Raw genomic sequence first — 16273 nt, 5'->3', positions numbered from 1 at the left:
GGCCGGTCGGCCTGGGGACGATGAGGTGGGGTTTCGATGAACGCGCCGTACGAAGGTGACCGTGCGCAGGGCACTGGCGGGCCCGCGCCCTCCCAGGGCACTGCCCCCGGCGCCCAGGTGCCGGGACAGGTTCCCGCGCCCGCGCAAGCGCCGGACCACGACCCTTATGTCCAGGACGCCTACGCCTACGACCCGTACCGGGCGCAGGACCTCTCCGCCCAGGACCCCGTGGCGGAGGTCCTGTACGACCGGGCCTCGCACCCGCCGCCACCGCCCGGCACCTTCCAGGAGCCCGGTCCGCTCTACGCGGCCCCGGCGGCCCCCTCGTACGCCCCGGACCCCCGGGTATGGGCCCAGACTCCGCCGCCCGAGCCGGACGGCCCGTCCCGGCACCTGCCCTACGGCGACCACGCGACGACCACGCAGTTCGTCGGCGTGGACTCCCTCGTGACCAAGGCCGCCGACCAGGACCCCCGCCCCGACGCCTTCGCCCACCTGTACCGGGACCAGGACGCGGCGCCGCGCACCCCCGCGGAGGACGCCCCGGTGGCCGCCCCGGCACCGAGCAAGCCCGCCGGACGCGCCTCCAGCCTGCTCAAGTCCAGCGCCCTGATGGCCGCCGGCACCATCGTCTCCCGCATCACCGGCTTCATGCGGACCCTGGTGATCGCCGGGGCCATCGGCGTCGCCACCCTCAACGACAGCTACCAGGTCGCCAACACCCTGCCGACGATGATCTACGTCCTGGTCGGCGGCGGCGCCCTCAACGCCGTCTTCATCCCGCAGCTGGTGCGGGCGATGAAGAACGACGAGGACGGGGGAGAGGCCTACGCCAACCGCCTGCTGACCCTCGTCATGGTCCTGCTGGGCGCCGTCACCGTGGTGTGCGTACTCGCGGCACCGCTGTTCATCGGCATGATGTCGCAGAAGATCGCCGACGACCCGGCCCGGCTGGACGTCGCCGTCGCCTTCGCCCACTACTGCCTGCCCACCATGTTCTTCATGGGCGTGCACGTGGTCCTCGGTCAGATCCTCAACGCCCGCGGCCGGTTCGGCGCGATGATGTGGACCCCGGTCCTCAACAACATCGTCGTCATCGCCACCTTCGGCGCCTTCATCTGGGCTTTCGGCGGCTTCACCACCACGGGCGTCACCGAGGCCGGCATCACCCCCGACGGCGTGCGGCTGCTGGGCCTGGGCACTCTGCTCGGACTGGTCGTCCAGTCCCTGGCGATGCTTCCCTACCTGCGGGACGCCGGCTTCAGGCCGCGCCTGCGGTTCGACTGGAAGGGCCACGGCCTCGGCAAGGCCGCCGGTCTGGCCAAGTGGACGTTCTTCTTCGTCCTCGCCAACCAGCTCGGCCTCATCGTCGTCACCCAGCTCGCCACCTGGGCGGGCGAGGTGGCCGACAAGCAGGGCCACGGCGGTACCGGCATCACCGGCTACAACTACGCCCTGCTGCTCTGGCAGATGCCGCAGGCCATCATCACCGTCTCCGTCATGACCGCCGTCCTGCCGCGCATCTCCCGCTCCGCCCACGACGGCGACGCCGCCGCCGTCCGTGACGACATCTCCTACGGGCTGCGCACCTCGGCCGTCGCGATCGTGCCCTGCGCCTTCGCGTTCCTGGCCCTGGGCGTCCCCATGGCCGGTCTGCTGTACGCCGGTTCAGGTTCGGAGAGCGCCCAGAACATCGGTTTCATCCTGATGGCCTTCGGCCTCGGACTGATCCCCTACTCCGTCCAGTACGTGGTCCTGCGCGGCTTCTACGCCTACGAGGACACCCGGACGCCCTTCTACAACACGGTCATCGTGGCCGCGGTCAACGCGGGCATGTCCGCCGTGGCCTTCTTCGTGCTCCCCGCACGCTGGGCCGTCGTCGGCATGGCCGCCGCCTACGGCCTCGGCTACGCCGTGGGCGTCGGTGTCGCCTGGCGCCGCCTGCGCACCCGCCTCGGCGGGGACCTCGACGGGGCGCACGTGGCGCGCACCTACACCCGGCTCATCGGCGCCTGCGTCCCCGCCGCCGCGGTGGCCGGCGCCGTCGCCTTCGCCGTCCTGCACTTCATCGGCAGCGGAGCCCTCGGCTCCCTCACCGCCCTGGTGGCCGGCGGCATCGCCCTGGCGGCGGTGTTCCTCGTCGCCGCCAAGCGGATGCGGATCGAAGAGCTCAACGCCATGGTCGGGATGGTCCGCGGACGCCTGGGACGCTGATGCGTACAACCTTCCTCCCCTCTGGCGTGTCGTGCAGATCGGTGGACTGTGGGCACAATTGGCATGGCTTCGCAGACTGGCCGACAGCGCGCAACGGATGGGGAGGCGGGGACGACGGTGGCGGAACGTAGCACGGCTGCCGTCGACGTGGCCGACAACAGTGGCGACGAGCCGCTGGCCGCGGAGACGGCCCAGGCCACGGCCGACGGGGTGGACACCCAGAACGGACGAGCCGCGGACGGAACCATGCCCGAGAAGGACGGCGATCGCAGGAACGCGGCACCCGCTGCCGCGCCCGAGCTGCACAGCGGCCACAAACTGGCCAGACGCTACCGGCTCGAGGAGTGCGTCACCCGTCTGGACGGATTCAGCAGCTGGCGCGCGATGGACGAGAAGCTGCGCCGGGCCGTAGGGGTCCACCTGCTGCCCGCCGACCACGCACGGGCCCGCGCCGTCCTGGCCGCCGCCCGCTCCTCGGCCCTGCTCGGCGACCCCCGGTTCGTCCAAGTCCTCGACGCCGTGGAGGAGAACGACCTCGTCTACGTCGTCCACGAGTGGCTCCCCGACGCCACGGAACTCACCGCGATCCTCGCCGCGGGCCCCATGGAGCCGCACGAGGCCTACCAGCTCGTCAGCCAGGTCTCCCAGGCCATGGCCGCCGCACACCGCGAGGGCCTCGCGCACCTGCGCCTGACCCCCAGCGCGATACTGCGCACCTCCACCGGCCAGTACCGCATCCGCGGTCTCGCCGTGAACGCCGCCCTGCGCGGCATCACCAGCGAGACCCCGCAGCGCGCGGACACCGAGGCCATCGGCGCCCTGCTGTACGCCTCGCTGACCCAGCGCTGGCCGTACGAGAGCGACGCCTACGGCCTCACCGGCCTGCCCAAGGGCGTCGGCCTGATCGCCCCCGACCAGGTCCGCGCGGGCGTGCACCGGGGTCTGGGCGAGCTGGCCATGCGCGCCCTCGCCAACGACGGGGCCACCGCCTCGCGTCAGGAACCCGCCTGCACCACCCCGGAGGAACTGTCCAAGGCCGTGGCCGCGATGCCCCGCATCAGGCCGCCGGAGCCCACCTTCACCGCGCCTCCGGAGTACCAGCACACCACCTACCAGCAGGGCAGCTACGGCAGGCCCCAGGGCCCCGGCAGGCCCACCACGCAGGTCACCGTCGTGCCCCCGCCGCCGCCCCTGCAGAGCCGGACCGGCCGCGTCCTCAAGTGGGGCGTCGCGGCCCTGCTGATCGCCGCCCTCGGACTGGGCAGCTGGCAGCTCGCCGACACGCTGCTCAACCGGAACAACCAGGGCAGCACCAGCGGCAGTCAGACCACGCACGAGAAGGCCGACGACACCCCGGAGAAGGTGGCACCCGGTCCCCTCGCCATCTCCCGGGCCCGCGAGTACTCCCCGGACGGCAAGGACCAGGACCCCGGAGGCGCCAAGAACACCTTCGACGGGGACTCCTCCACCTACTGGCGGACCAAGTACTACGTCGACGGCCCCGACATCACGGACTACAAGGGCGGCGTCGGCATCGTCTACGACCTCGGCGCCGAACACGAGGTCAGCAGCGCCTCGATAGCGCTCCGGTTCGCGGGCAACCACACCACCACCACGCTCTACGCGGTCGATTCCCTGGACCCGTCGGGCAAGATCTCCGGCATGCCGAAGATCGCCACGGCCACGACCTCGAACAGCAGCTTCAGCCTGACCGCGGACAAGCCGGTCAAGACCCGGTACGTCCTGCTCTGGATCACCGCGATGCCCTGGGCACCCTCCGACACCTACACCGGAGCCGGGTACAAGCAGGCCATCACGGACGTGAAGTTCGCGGGCTGACGGACAGCAGGGGAGGGGGCCGGCATTGGACGAAGCCACACCCGGGGGCCGCAGCGACCAGGAACTCCTGTCGCTGCACGCCGCCGGAGACCCGGACGCCTTCGGTGAGCTCGTACGCAGGCACCGCGACCGGCTGTGGGCCGTGGCCCTGCGCACCCTCGGCGACCGGGAGGAAGCCGCCGACGCCGTGCAGGACGCCCTCGTCTCCGCCTACCGGGCCGCCCACACCTTCCGCGGCGAATCCGCCGTCACGACCTGGCTGCACCGCATCACCGTGAACGCCTGCCTGGACAGGGCCCGCAAGGCCGCCTCCCGGAGGACCTCCCCCCTCGACGACACGGACCGCCTGGAGCGCCTTCTGGAGCCCCACGAGTCCGCCGAGGCGCCCGCGGAGCGCCAGGACCTCCACCGGCAGCTCCTGGCCGCCCTGGGCACCCTCCCGGCCGATCAGCGGGCCGCCCTGGTCCTCGTCGACATGCAGGGCTACCCCGTCGCCGAGGCCGCCGCCCTCCTCGACGTCCCCGTCGGCACCGTGAAGAGCCGCTGCGCCCGCGGCCGGGCGAAACTCGTCCCGCTCCTCACTCATCTGCGCGCACATACCGGGGATAACACCGATCCCGAGCGGGGAAGGAACCGGACACCGGGGACAACCGTCCCACCGGCGGCAGACCGCGGGGATCCGGCCCCGGATCCCAACGCAGTGAAGGGCGGAGGTGGACGAGCGTGACCCCCACAACCGGCGCGACCGGCACGATCGGGCACCCCGACGTCTCGGAGATCTCCGAGCTGGCGGAAGGCCTCCTCTCCCCGTCCCGCACCATGGAGGTCCGCAGCCATCTCGGCGGCTGCCCCCTGTGCGCGGACGTCCGCGCCTCCCTGGAGGAGATCCGGGCCCTGCTGGGCACCCTGCCCGGCCCCGCCCGGATGCCCGCCGACGTCGCCGGCCGGATCGACGCGGCCCTCGCCGCCGAGGCACTCCTCGACGCCACCACCCCGCGCGGGGAGTCCGGGCCCGTCAGCCCCGCCCGGGCCGCCGACGGGGAACCCGGTCCCGATGTTTCACGTGAAACCGCCCCCGCCCCGGTCGATCGGAGCGGAGCCCCGCGCCCCTCCGGTCACCCGACCGGCCCAACCGGCCCCGGACGCCGTCGCGCACGCCGCCGGATCGCCCTCGCGGGCGGGCTGCTCGCGGCGTGCGCCGCCGGCGTCATGGTGTTCGGCCTGATGTCCGGCGACCGTTCCGCACACGACCTGTCCGTACGGAGCGACGCCTCCAGCACCCAGTCCGGGTCCGGCTCGCCCGAGTACACGGCCCAGGGGCTTCCCGGCACGGTGCGCGAGCTCCTCGCCTCCGGCGCCCGGGGAGACAAGGGGGACAAGACGACGGGGGAGCGGAACAACACCTTCGGAGTGGAGAACAGCCCTCCTTCCGAACCCAGCCCCGCCCCGGCCGACGGCAGGGCGCCCAGGGCACCCGCCTGCGTCGAGCAGGCCACCGGCCGCACCGAGACCCCGCTGGGCTTCGAGTCCGGCACCTACGAGGGCAAGGACGTCTTCCTCCTCGTCCTGCCCCACCCCGGGGACCCCTCCTCCGTGGACGCCTATCTCATCGGCTCCGCCTGCGTCACCGATCCCTCGGCCGCTCCCGGGAAGCCCCTGCTCACCAGCACCTATCCCAGGAGCTGACAGACCCGGAAGGCCGGGGGGACAACTCGGGAATGCGGGCGCCGTAGGATCCGTTGGGTGGGGTGAGAGTCCACACCGGCCCCCCGGTAGGCAGCAGGCAGTCCGCAGAGACGAGGAATCAACCCGTGAGCGACGTACGAAACGTGATCATCATCGGCTCCGGGCCGGCCGGTTACACGGCCGCCCTGTACACCGCACGCGCTTCGCTCAAGCCCCTGGTCTTCGAAGGCGCCGTCACCGCTGGTGGCGCACTGATGAACACCACCGAGGTCGAGAACTTCCCCGGTTTCCAGGACGGCATCATGGGTCCGGACCTCATGGACAACATGCGCGCGCAGGCCGAGCGTTTCGGCGCCGAGCTGATTCCGGACGACGTCGTGTCCGTGGACCTCACCGGCGAGATCAAGACCGTCACCGACACCGCCGGCACCGTGCACCGCGCCAAGGCCGTGATCGTGACCACCGGTTCCCAGCACCGCAAGCTCGGCCTGCCCAACGAGGACGCCCTCTCCGGACGCGGCGTCTCCTGGTGCGCGACCTGCGACGGATTCTTCTTCAAGGACCACGACATCGCCGTGATCGGCGGCGGTGACACCGCGATCGAGGAAGCCACTTTCCTCTCCCGGTTCGCCAAGTCCGTCACCATCGTCCACCGCCGCGACTCCCTGCGCGCCTCCAAGGCCATGCAGGACCGCGCCTTCGCCGACCCGAAGATCTCGTTCGCCTGGGACAGCGAGGTCGCGGAGATCCACGGCGAGCAGAAGCTCACCGGTCTCACCTTGCGCAACACCAAGACCGGTGAGACCTCCGCGCTGCCCGTGACCGGCCTCTTCATCGCCGTCGGCCACGACCCGCGCACCGAGCTGTTCAAGGACCAGCTCGACCTCGACGCGGAGGGCTACCTCACGGTCGACGCCCCCTCCACCCGCACCAGCCTCCCCGGTGTGTTCGGCGCGGGCGACGTGGTCGACCACACCTACCGTCAGGCCATCACCGCCGCGGGCACGGGTTGCTCCGCGGCCCTCGACGCCGAGCGCTTCCTCGCCGCCCTCGCGGACGCCGAGAAGGCGCACGCAGCGGTCTGACACCCTCAAGCAGCACCACACCCCACTCCCCGCAGGAAAAGAAGGAGGCCGCTGTGGCCGGCACCCTCAAGACCGTCACCGACGCAAGCTTCGATGACGACGTCCTCAAGAGCGACAAGCCCGTCCTGGTGGACTTCTGGGCCGCCTGGTGCGGTCCGTGCCGCCAGATCGCTCCGTCCCTCGAGGCCATCGCCGCCGAGTACGGCGACGAGATCGAGATCGTCAAGCTGAACATCGACGAGAACCCGGAGACGGCGGCCAAGTACGGCGTCATGTCCATCCCGACCCTGAACGTCTACCAGGGCGGCGAGGTCGTCAAGACCATCGTCGGCGCCAAGCCGAAGGCCGCCATCCTGCGCGACCTCGACGGCTTCGTCACCGCCAAGGCCTGACGCACCCGCGTCCGAGACCGGACGCGATCGCGTGACACGGGGCCGCCCCCTGCCGGGAGCGGCCCCGTTCGCATGCCCGCCCGGTACCGGGCCGCACCCGTCCTCGCCCTCGTCCTACAGCGGACGCAGTGCCGGTTCCTTGCGGGCCGCGCCCAGCAGCCGGTCCAGGGCCAGTTCCACGTCTTCCTTCCACGACAGCGTGGACCGCAGCTCCAGACGCAGCCGGGGACGCGTCGGATGCGGGCGTACCGTCTTGAAGCCCACGGCCAGCAGGTGGTCCGCGGGCAGCAGACAGGCCGGGCCCTCCCACCGGGCGTCGCCGAACGCCTCGATCGCCCGGAACCCCCTGCGCAACAGGTCCTTGGCCACCGTCTGGACCATCACCCGCCCCAGCCCCTGGCCCTGATACCCCGGCATGATCCACGAGGTGATGAGCTGGACGGCGTCCGGGGACACCGGACTGGTCGGGAAGGCTGTCGCACGCGGCACATACGCCGGCGGCGCGTACAGGACGAACCCCACGGGGACCTCGTCCACGTAGACCACCCGGCCGCACGAGCCCCACTCCAGGAGGACGGCGGAGATCCACGCCTCCTTCTCCTCGGCAGGGTTCCCCGCCTTCACAGCGGCCTCGCCGCTGACGGGGTCCAGCTCCCAGAAGACACAGGACCGGCAACGCCGGGGCAGGTCTTGAAGGTTGTCCAGCGTGAGCGGTACCAGCCGACGACCCATGACCGCATCGTATCCACAGCTCGAATCACCCGAAACCGCGACAAGGCAAAGGGGCGGGCCGCACCGGCTCACACCGGCACGACCCGCCCCCAGACGTGGGTCACTCCCCGGCGACGCCCTGGTCCAGCACCCGGCCCTCGCCCGGCGCCAGGGTCCCCAGAATCCGCTCCAGGTCCTCCATCGACGCGAACTCGACGGTGATCTTGCCCTTCTTCTGGCCCAGATCCACCTTCACCCGCGTCTCGAACCGGTCCGACAACCGCGTCGCCAGCTCGTTGAGCGCGGGCGCGACCCGGGCACCCGCTCGCGGACCCTTCGGCTTCACCGCACTCGGCGACTCCGAACCCATCAGCGCCACGATCTCCTCGACCGCACGCACCGACAGCCCCTCGGCCACGATCCGGTGGGCCAGGCGGTCCTGTTCCTCGGAGTTGTCCACCGACAGCAGGGCCCGCGCGTGCCCCGCCGACAGCACGCCCGCCGCCACCCGCCGCTGCACGGGCGGGGAGAGCTTCAGCAACCGCAGCGTGTTCGAGACCTGCGGGCGGGACCGCCCGATCCGGTCCGCCAGCTGGTCGTGCGTGCAGTTGAAGTCCTGGAGCAGCTGGTCGTACGCGGCCGCCTCCTCCAAGGGGTTCAGCTGCGCCCGGTGCAGGTTCTCCAGGAGCGCGTCCAGCAGCAGCTTCTCGTCGTCCGTGGCCCGGATGATCGCCGGAATACGCTCGAGGCCGGCCTCCCGGCACGCCCGCCAGCGCCGCTCGCCCATGATCAGCTCATAGCGGCCGGGACCGGACTGGCGCACCACCACCGGCTGGAGCAGACCCACCTCCTGAATGGAGGTCACCAGCTCGGCCAGCGCGTCCTCGTCGAACACCTCGCGCGGCTGCCGCGGGTTCGGCGTGATGGAGTCCATCGGGAGTTCCGCGAACGTGGCCCCCGCCACCTCACCGGCCTCCGGAGCGGCGACCGGATCCGGCACGCTCACCAACGCGGCCGCCGACGATGTTTCACGTGAAACATCGGCCTGCGCCAGCGAAGCCAGCTTCGCCGCCGCGATGCCCCGCTCCGAGGGCAGCACCGGCACCGCCGACGGAGACGTCGACCCGGCACCGATCACCGGCGGCACCTTCTCCTGGGGAGCCGCGGGAATCAGCGCGCCGAGCCCCCGCCCCAGACCCCTACGTCGCTCACTCACTGGATCCCCTCCGCCATGCTCTGCGTGTTGTTCATGCCCGCACCCTGATGGGAGTGCTGGGGGTCGTACTGGAATCCGGCCCCGCGCAGCGCGATCTCCCGCGCCGCCTCCAGATAGGAGAGGGAACCGCTGGAACCCGGGTCATAGGTCAGCACCGTCTGCCCGTAGCTCGGAGCCTCGGAGATGCGGACCGACCGCGGGATGCTCGTGCGCAGCACCTCCTTGCCGAAGTGGGTGCGCACCTCCTCCGCCACCTGCGAGGCCAGCCGGGTCCTGCCGTCGTACATCGTCAGCAGGATCGTGGACACGTGCAGCGTCGGGTTCAGGTGGGCCCGCACCAGGTCCACGTTGCGCAGCAGCTGACCCAGCCCCTCCAGCGCGTAGTACTCGCACTGGATCGGGATCAGCACTTCCGCGCCCGCGACCAGGGCGTTCACGGTCAGCAGGCCCAGCGAGGGCGGGCAGTCGATCAGGATGTAGTCGAGCGGCTGCTCGTACGCCTGGATGGCCCGCTGGAGACGGCTCTCCCGGGCGACCAGGGACACCAGCTCGATCTCGGCACCCGCCAGGTCGATCGTGGCCGGCGCGCAGAAGAGGCCCTCCACGTCCGCCACCGGCTGGACGACCTCCATCAGCGGGCGGCTGTCGACCAGCACGTCATAGATGGACGGCACGTCCGCGTGGTGGTCGATGCCCAGCGCCGTCGAGGCATTGCCCTGCGGGTCGAGATCGACCACGAGGACCCGAGCACCGTGCAAGGCCAGAGAGGCCGCCAGGTTCACGGTCGACGTGGTCTTGCCCACGCCGCCCTTCTGGTTGGCCACCACCATGATCCGGGTCTTCGGGGGCCTGGGCAGGCCCTCACCCGCACGGCCCAAGGCCTCGACCGCGATCTGGGCGGCCCGGCCGATGGGCGTGTCTTCGTTGTCCACTAGGGGCGGGGCGGATGTTTCACGTGAAACATCGTCGCCCGGGGATTCAGAGCGGGGACCGGGGACCGGATCGGCCATCGGCCCCGCAAGGTTGGCGTCTGACCGCACGGTGTCACTCTCCTCGGCATCAGGCTCGCGATGAACAGAGCCTGCCATGTCACCAGGGTCGCGAACCAGCGGGGCCCGTACTCCTGTGGATGAATCCACCGATGTGGACAACTCCGTCCCCCCTTCGCCCTTGAGGAGACGGGGGGACGTGGCCGCACGACCGCGGCTGATGATTCCGTGCAGCAGAGAGCGACGTTTCACGTGAAACACGATGCCCGGACGGAGTCATCCGGCCGCTACGACACTCCGAAATCCATACCTATAGGGCTCAACACCCCTGTGCGACGCCTGCGAGGGCTCCCCGGAAGGGGCCTCAGCGACGCCGGCGCGTACGGCTGGTACGGGCGGCCTTGGCCCGCTTCGCCGCGAACCGCACCCCGCCGGGGCTTTCCCCGACCTCGACCCGCACCACGGTGGAGAGCGGGTCCACGACCCCCTCGCCGACGTGCAGCACCGAGGTCTTCACCACACCGAGCTTGGTCAGCGCGGCCTTCGCCGCCACCAGCTCCTCATCGGCGGTGTCGCCCTTCAGCGCCAGCATCTCGCCGTACGGACGCAGCAGGGGCACGCCCCAGCCGGCGAGCCGGTCCAGCGGGGCCACCGCGCGCGCCGTCACCACGTGCACCGGCGGGAGCTTGCCGAGGACTTCCTCGGCCCGCCCGCGCACCACCGTCACGTGGTCGAGCCCCAGCAGCTCCACGACCTCCTGAAGGAAGTTCGTCCGGCGCAGCAGCGGCTCCAGCAGGGTGATCTTCAGGTCCCTGCGCACCAGGGCCAGCGGAATACCGGGAAGGCCGGCGCCCGAGCCCACGTCGCACACGGTCACGCCCTCGGGCACCACCTCCGAGAGCACGGCGCAGTTCAGCAGGTGCCTCTCCCAGAGCCGCGGCACCTCGCGCGGCCCGATCAGGCCCCGCTTGACACCCGCGTCCGCCAGCAGCTCCGCGTACCGCACAGCTTCCGGGAAATGCTCACCGAACACCGCACGCGCCTCTTCAGGTGCCGGGGGCGCTTCTTCGGGCATCGGGGGAAGCTCAGCTGCCTCCGTCACGGGGACCGTCCTTCCGTACCGCATGGTTGTGAATACCGGACGACGTCGCTGCCGTCGCTGCCGTCGCTGCCGTCAGCCGGCACTGCCAGGCTGACAAAGATCGGCCCCGCCTGCGAGACAGACGGGGCCGGACACTCAGGCTTCCGATCAGGCCGGAAGCACGACGACGAAGCGCTGCGGCTCCTCGCCCTCGGACTCGCTCCGCAGACCGGCCGCGGCCACGGCGTCGTGGACGACCTTCCGCTCGAAGGGGGTCATCGGCTCCAGCTTCAGGGGCTCGCCGGACGTCTTCACGTCCTCCGCGGCCTTGGCGCCGAGCGCCGTCAGCTCCTCGCGCTTCTTCGCCCGGAAGCCGCCGATGTCCAGCATCAGCCGGCTGCGGTCCCCGGTCTCGCGGTGCACGGCGAGGCGGGTCAGCTCCTGCAGAGCCTCCAGCACCTCGCCATCGCGGCCGACGAGCTTCTGCAGGTCGCGCGCGGACTCGCTGACGATGGAGACCGAGGCGCGGTCCGCCTCGACGTCCATGTCGATGTCGCCGTCCAGGTCGGCGATGTCCAGCAGACCCTCAAGGTAGTCGGCCGCGATCTCACCCTCCTGCTCGAGGCGGGTCAGGGTGTCGCCACTCTCAGCGGCGGCGGTGGTGGTGCCTTCCGTCACGGGAGGGACTCCTTCTTACTTCTTGGGAGAGGGCTTGCTGGGGGGCGTCTGACGCTGCGACTTCGACTGCCGCTTGGGCTGCTGACGCTTCTGTCCGCCACCGCCGGCCGCATCGGAATCGACGGTCGCCTCGACGCTCTTCGCCACGGAGCCGTCCGCCTGCGCGGCAAGGCCCTGCTTGCTCAGACCGGTGATGAACTTGCGCTCGTTGTCGTTGCGGTCCGGACCCTTGGCCACGATCGCCGCGACGATCTTCTTCTTGCCCCGGCTCTTGAGCTCGCCGTGCGAGCTGATCTGCTTCAGCAGGCGCGTCAGGTACTGGTCCTGGGCCAGGCTGCCCGGGGTGGGGTTCCGGTTGATCACGAACATCTGCTGGCCCATGGTCCACAGGTTCGTGGTCAGCCAGTAGACGAGGACACCGACGGGGAAGTTGATACCCATGAAGGCGAAGATCAGGGGGAAGACGTACATCAGCATCTTCTGCTGCTGCATGAACGGCGTCTTGACCGAGAGGTCGACGTTCTTCTGCATCAGCTGGCGCTGCGTGTAGAACTGCGACAGCGACATCATCACGATCATGATCGCGGTGACGATCCGCACGTCGGTGATCGAGGCATTGAGAGCGGCGACCTTGTCCGCGCTGTCCGTGAACTTGGACGCCAGCGGGGCGCCGAAGATGTGCGCGTTACGCGCGCTCTCCAGCAGCGGGCCGTCGATCTCACCGATCGGCTTGCCGTTGGCGATGCCGGCGAGCACGTGGTAGAGCGCGAAGAAGAACGGTGACTGCGCCAGGATGGGAAGGCACGAGGAGAGCGGGTTGGTACCCGTCTCCTTGTACAGCTTCATCATCTCTTCGGACTGGCGCTGTTTGTCGTTCTTGTAGCGCTCCTGGATCGCCTTCATCTTCGGCTGGATCGCCTGCATGCCGCGCGTCGCCTTGATCTGCTTCACGAAGAGCGGGATCAGGCAAATACGGATCAAGATCACCAGGGAGACGATGGACAGGCCCCAGGCCCAGCCACTGTCGGCGCCGAACATGGCGCCGTACACCTTGTGGAACTGGACGATGATCCACGAGACAGGCGTGGTAATAAAGCTGAACAGACTGGCAATCGTGTCCACTAATCAGGCTCCTTGAGCATTGCGAGATCTACGCAACGCACTGCGCAGCTGCTCGTGCCAACGCGGGCGTTTCCGGGGTGGGACGTGGTCCACGCCACCCGGGGACCACGGATTGCACCGCAGGATCCGCCAGGCGGTCAGAGCCGTCCCCTTCACCGCACCATGCCGGTCGATGGCCGTGTACCCGTAGTGCGAACACGAGGGGTAGTAGCGGCACACCGGCCCGAGCAGCGGACTGATCGTCCACTGGTACAGCTTGATCAATGCGAGCAGCGGGTACTTCATCGAGCCACGCCTCCCAAGAGCCGCAGCAGTGCGGCATCGAGGTCCCGGGCCAGCTCGTCGAGACCGGCATCACCCGCTCCGGGCAGAGCCCGTACCACCATCAGGCTACCTTCGGGCAGCTGGGACAGCCGCTCGCGGACGAGATGGCGCAAACGGCGCTTGACCCGGTTGCGTACGACGGCGATGCCGACAGCCTTGCTGACGACGAAACCCGCACGCGTCGAGGGATCGATCTCCCCCGGCTCGTGCGGGTCCGTTGCACCGCTTGTACGTAGGTGGACGACGAGGAGCGGGCGACCAGCCCGGCGACCTCGACGTACCGCGCTCGCGAAGTCCTCGCGCCGCCTCAGCCGATTGTCGGGAGACAGCACGACGTCACGATCCGCCCGTCAGTTACGCGGAGAGTTCGGCGCGGCCCTTGCCACGACGGTTCGCGAGGATGGCGCGGCCGGCACGGGTACGCATCCGGAGACGGAAGCCGTGGGTCTTGGCACGACGGCGGTTGTTCGGCTGGAAGGTGCGCTTGCTCACTCGAGGGCTCCAGAGAATAAATCGTTTAGGCGGGACATCGCCTGGCTGTCACCGTGCGCCCACGAGGAGAAAACTCGCGTGTTCGCCCGAGTGGCACCGCAAAACGATCACAACCAGTGATCTTCGCCCATCGGTAGGCAGGCGGCAGCAGCCATCGACAACTCGACCTCGTTACGGTACGCGCGGCTACGCCATCCGGTCAAACCGAGTCGACGGTGCCCCACACTGTGCACAGGCTGTGGACAACGACTTGAACCGTACCCGCTGGCCTGACTACCGTTGCCTGACCCCGGATTTTTTGTCCCGACCGTCCCAAAGAACCACACATTCGTGGGACCCCCTCTGAGAGAGCGTGCTCTGTGGCTGACGTACCTGCCGATCTTGCCGCAGTGTGGCCAAGGGTGCTCGAAAAGCTCCTCGGGGAGGGACAGAACAGCATCGAGCCCAAGGACAAGCAGTGGGTCGAGCGCTGTCAGCCCCTGGCCCTGGTCGCGGACACCGCGCTGCTCGCCGTGCCGAACGAGTACGGCAAGCGCGTCCTGGAGGGCCGGCTCGCCCCGCTCATCAGCGACGCCCTGAGCCGTGAGTGCGGCCGCCCGATCCGGATCGCCATCACCGTCGACGACTCCGCCGGCGAGCCCTCGCCCCCGGCCCCGTCCGGGTCCTCCTCCCGCGACGACTACGAACCGTACGGAGGTCAGCGCCCCGGCGGGCACACCGGACCCATGGGTCACACGGGCCCCGGCGGCCACAACGGCCCCGCCGACGACCAGCTCCCCAGCGCCCGCCCCGCCTACCCGGACTACCAGCAGCAGCGCTCCGAGCCCGGCGCCTGGCCCCGCGGCGGCCAGCAGGACGACTACGGCTGGCAGCAGCCCCGCCTCGGCGGCTTCCCCGAGCGCGACCCGTACGCCTCCCCGCAGCCGGGCTACATGCAGCAGTCCGAGCCCTCCTCCTACGACCAGGGCTCCTACGAACAGCAGAAGTACGAGCAGCAGCAGTACGAGGGCCAGCAGCAGCGCTCCTCCCGCCAGTACGAGCAGCAGCAGTACGAGCAGCAGTCCTCCCCGCGCCCGGTGCCCAGCCGGCCCGCGCCCTCGGCGCCGTCCGGCGGTTCCACCTCGGGACCGCTGGAGCCGACCGCCCGGCTGAACCCCAAGTACCTCTTCGACACCTTCGTCATCGGCGCCTCCAACCGCTTCGCGCACGCCGCCGCGGTGGCCGTCGCCGAGGCGCCGGCGAAGGCGTACAACCCCCTCTTCATCTACGGGGAGTCGGGCCTCGGCAAGACGCACCTGCTGCACGCCATCGGGCACTACGCGCGGAGCCTCTACCCCGGCACCCGGGTGCGGTACGTGAGCTCCGAGGAGTTCACCAACGAGTTCATCAACTCGATCCGCGACGGCAAGGGCGACGCGTTCCGCAAGCGCTACCGCGAGATGGACATCCTGCTCGTCGACGACATCCAGTTCCTCGCGAGCAAGGAGTCGACGCAGGAGGAGTTCTTCCACACCTTCAATACGCTCCACAACGCCAACAAGCAGATCGTGCTCTCCTCCGACCGGCCGCCCAAGCAGCTCGCCACCCTGGAGGACCGGCTCCGCAACCGCTTCGAGTGGGGCCTGATCACCGACGTCCAGCCGCCCGAGCTGGAGACCCGCATCGCGATCCTGCGCAAGAAGGCCGTCCAGGAGCAGCTCAACGCCCCGCCGGAGGTGCTGGAGTTCATCGCCTCCCGCATCTCGCGCAACATCCGCGAGCTGGAGGGGGCGCTGATCCGGGTCACGGCCTTCGCGAGCCTGAACCGGCAGCCGGTCGACCTGGGCCTGACCGAGGACGTCCTGAAGAACCTGATTCCGGGCGGCGAGGACAGCTCGCCCGAGATCACCGCCACCGACATCATGGCGGCCACCGCCGACTACTTCGGGCTGACCGTGGACGACCTGTGCGGCTCCTCGCGCAGCCGCGTGCTGGTCACCGCCCGGCAGATCTCCATGTACCTGTGCCGGGAGCTCACGGACCTCTCGCTGCCCAAGATCGGGGCGCAGTTCGGCGGCCGCGACCACACCACCGTCATGCACGCGGACCGCAAGATCCGCGCTCTGATGGCGGAACGCCGCTCCATCTACAACCAGGTGACCGAGCTCACCAACCGCATCAAGAACGGCTGACGCCGGCTCTGTGGACGTGCCGTACGGGCGCCGCCGAGCCCTTCAAAACGCTTTTAGAGGGCGCTCCCGGGTCACTTCGGGGGCGCCCTTCTTCGTGCGTGCGCCCCTGGGTTGTTCGAATACGCCCCCTTGGAGGCAAGTCATCCACAGATTGGGCGACTTTCTTCCGTCCACACCCTGGGGACGGGCTCCACAACCCACAAGACTGTCCACAGGCCCCTGGTGTGAGGCACCATCAGGGCTGGTCAGACCCCTGTGGAATTGTGCGCAACG

Annotated in this window: 15 protein-coding genes and 2 pseudogenes; 8 read left to right on the top strand and 9 right to left on the bottom strand. The window is 69.9% G+C overall.

Annotation, left to right across the window (positions count from 1 at the left end; translation table 11 throughout):
* The first annotated feature begins 36 nt into the window (after positions 1–36).
* The 6 genes from murJ to trxA all read left to right on the top strand — a co-directional run bounded on the left by murJ (position 37) and on the right by trxA (position 7216).
* Entirely contained in the window at positions 37–2214 is a 2178-nt protein-coding gene (gene murJ, locus OG730_RS21400; protein ID WP_327305756.1) for a murein biosynthesis integral membrane protein MurJ, read from the top strand.
* Positions 2215–2331: 117 nt separating this feature from the next.
* Positions 2332–4053, top strand: a complete 1722-nt coding sequence (locus OG730_RS21395) for a protein kinase family protein (RefSeq protein WP_327305755.1) — start codon at positions 2332–2334, stop codon at positions 4051–4053.
* A gap of 25 nt (positions 4054–4078) precedes the next feature.
* On the top strand, positions 4079–4780 hold the full coding sequence (gene sigM / locus OG730_RS21390) for an RNA polymerase sigma factor SigM (RefSeq protein ID WP_327305754.1): 702 nt from the start codon (positions 4079–4081) through the stop codon (positions 4778–4780).
* Complete coding sequence (locus OG730_RS21385; protein WP_327305753.1) at positions 4777–5739, top strand: anti-sigma factor family protein; 963 nt, start codon at positions 4777–4779, stop codon at positions 5737–5739. The genes sigM and OG730_RS21385 overlap by 4 nt, the downstream gene beginning before the upstream one ends.
* Before the next feature lie 125 nt (positions 5740–5864).
* Complete coding sequence (gene trxB, locus OG730_RS21380) at positions 5865–6824, top strand: thioredoxin-disulfide reductase (protein ID WP_327305752.1); 960 nt, start codon at positions 5865–5867, stop codon at positions 6822–6824.
* A 53-nt stretch (positions 6825–6877) separates the two neighbouring features.
* Entirely contained in the window at positions 6878–7216 is a 339-nt protein-coding gene (gene trxA, locus OG730_RS21375; RefSeq protein WP_327305751.1) for a thioredoxin, read from the top strand.
* Between the two features lie 114 nt (positions 7217–7330).
* On the opposite strand, the gene OG730_RS21370 is transcribed toward trxA, so the two are convergent.
* From OG730_RS21370 to rpmH, 9 genes are all read right to left on the bottom strand, one after another.
* Entirely contained in the window at positions 7331–7948 is a 618-nt protein-coding gene (locus tag OG730_RS21370; protein WP_327305750.1) for a GNAT family N-acetyltransferase, read from the bottom strand.
* A gap of 100 nt (positions 7949–8048) precedes the next feature.
* Positions 8049–9143, bottom strand: coding sequence for a ParB/RepB/Spo0J family partition protein (locus tag OG730_RS21365; RefSeq protein ID WP_327305749.1), 1095 nt, complete (start codon positions 9141–9143; stop codon positions 8049–8051).
* Entirely contained in the window at positions 9140–10231 is a 1092-nt protein-coding gene (locus OG730_RS21360) for a ParA family protein (RefSeq protein ID WP_327305748.1), read from the bottom strand. The genes OG730_RS21365 and OG730_RS21360 overlap by 4 nt, the downstream gene beginning before the upstream one ends.
* Positions 10232–10496: 265 nt before the next feature.
* Positions 10497–11207, bottom strand: coding sequence for a 16S rRNA (guanine(527)-N(7))-methyltransferase RsmG (rsmG, locus tag OG730_RS21355; RefSeq protein WP_327309352.1), 711 nt, complete (start codon positions 11205–11207; stop codon positions 10497–10499).
* A gap of 174 nt (positions 11208–11381) precedes the next feature.
* Positions 11382–11891, bottom strand: coding sequence for a Jag family protein (locus OG730_RS21350; protein ID WP_327305747.1), 510 nt, complete (start codon positions 11889–11891; stop codon positions 11382–11384).
* Positions 11892–11906: 15 nt separating this feature from the next.
* A complete protein-coding gene (yidC, locus tag OG730_RS21345; protein WP_327305746.1) occupies positions 11907–13013 on the bottom strand; it encodes a membrane protein insertase YidC in 1107 nt (368 codons plus the stop codon).
* Between the two features lie 3 nt (positions 13014–13016).
* Positions 13017–13298 (bottom strand): membrane protein insertion efficiency factor YidD, encoded by a 282-nt coding sequence (gene yidD / locus OG730_RS21340; RefSeq protein WP_076043740.1) that lies wholly within the window; start codon positions 13296–13298, stop codon positions 13017–13019.
* A complete protein-coding gene (rnpA, locus tag OG730_RS21335) occupies positions 13295–13669 on the bottom strand; it encodes a ribonuclease P protein component (RefSeq protein WP_243331112.1) in 375 nt (124 codons plus the stop codon). The genes yidD and rnpA overlap by 4 nt, the downstream gene beginning before the upstream one ends.
* A gap of 22 nt (positions 13670–13691) precedes the next feature.
* Positions 13692–13829 carry a 50S ribosomal protein L34 gene (rpmH, locus tag OG730_RS21330; RefSeq protein ID WP_100597229.1) on the bottom strand — a complete coding sequence of 46 codons (138 nt, stop codon included), beginning with the start codon at positions 13827–13829 and terminating at the stop codon, positions 13692–13694.
* 359 nt (positions 13830–14188) lie between these two features.
* Between rpmH and dnaA (OG730_RS44325) the strand changes: the two are divergent.
* Together dnaA (OG730_RS44325) and dnaA (OG730_RS21325) are read left to right on the top strand one after the other, a co-directional pair.
* Positions 14189–14489 (top strand): annotated as a pseudogene (gene dnaA, locus OG730_RS44325) (chromosomal replication initiator protein DnaA); the annotation flags it as partial.
* A 104-nt stretch (positions 14490–14593) separates the two neighbouring features.
* Positions 14594–16000: pseudogene (gene dnaA / locus OG730_RS21325) on the top strand (chromosomal replication initiator protein DnaA); the annotation flags it as partial.
* Positions 16001–16273: the final 273 nt, after the last annotated feature.

The organism is Streptomyces sp. NBC_01298, assembly GCF_035978755.1.
Classification (GTDB): domain Bacteria; phylum Actinomycetota; class Actinomycetes; order Streptomycetales; family Streptomycetaceae; genus Streptomyces.
The sequence above is the reverse complement of the archived record's forward strand: the minus strand, read 5'-3'. Positions and strand labels throughout refer to the sequence as shown.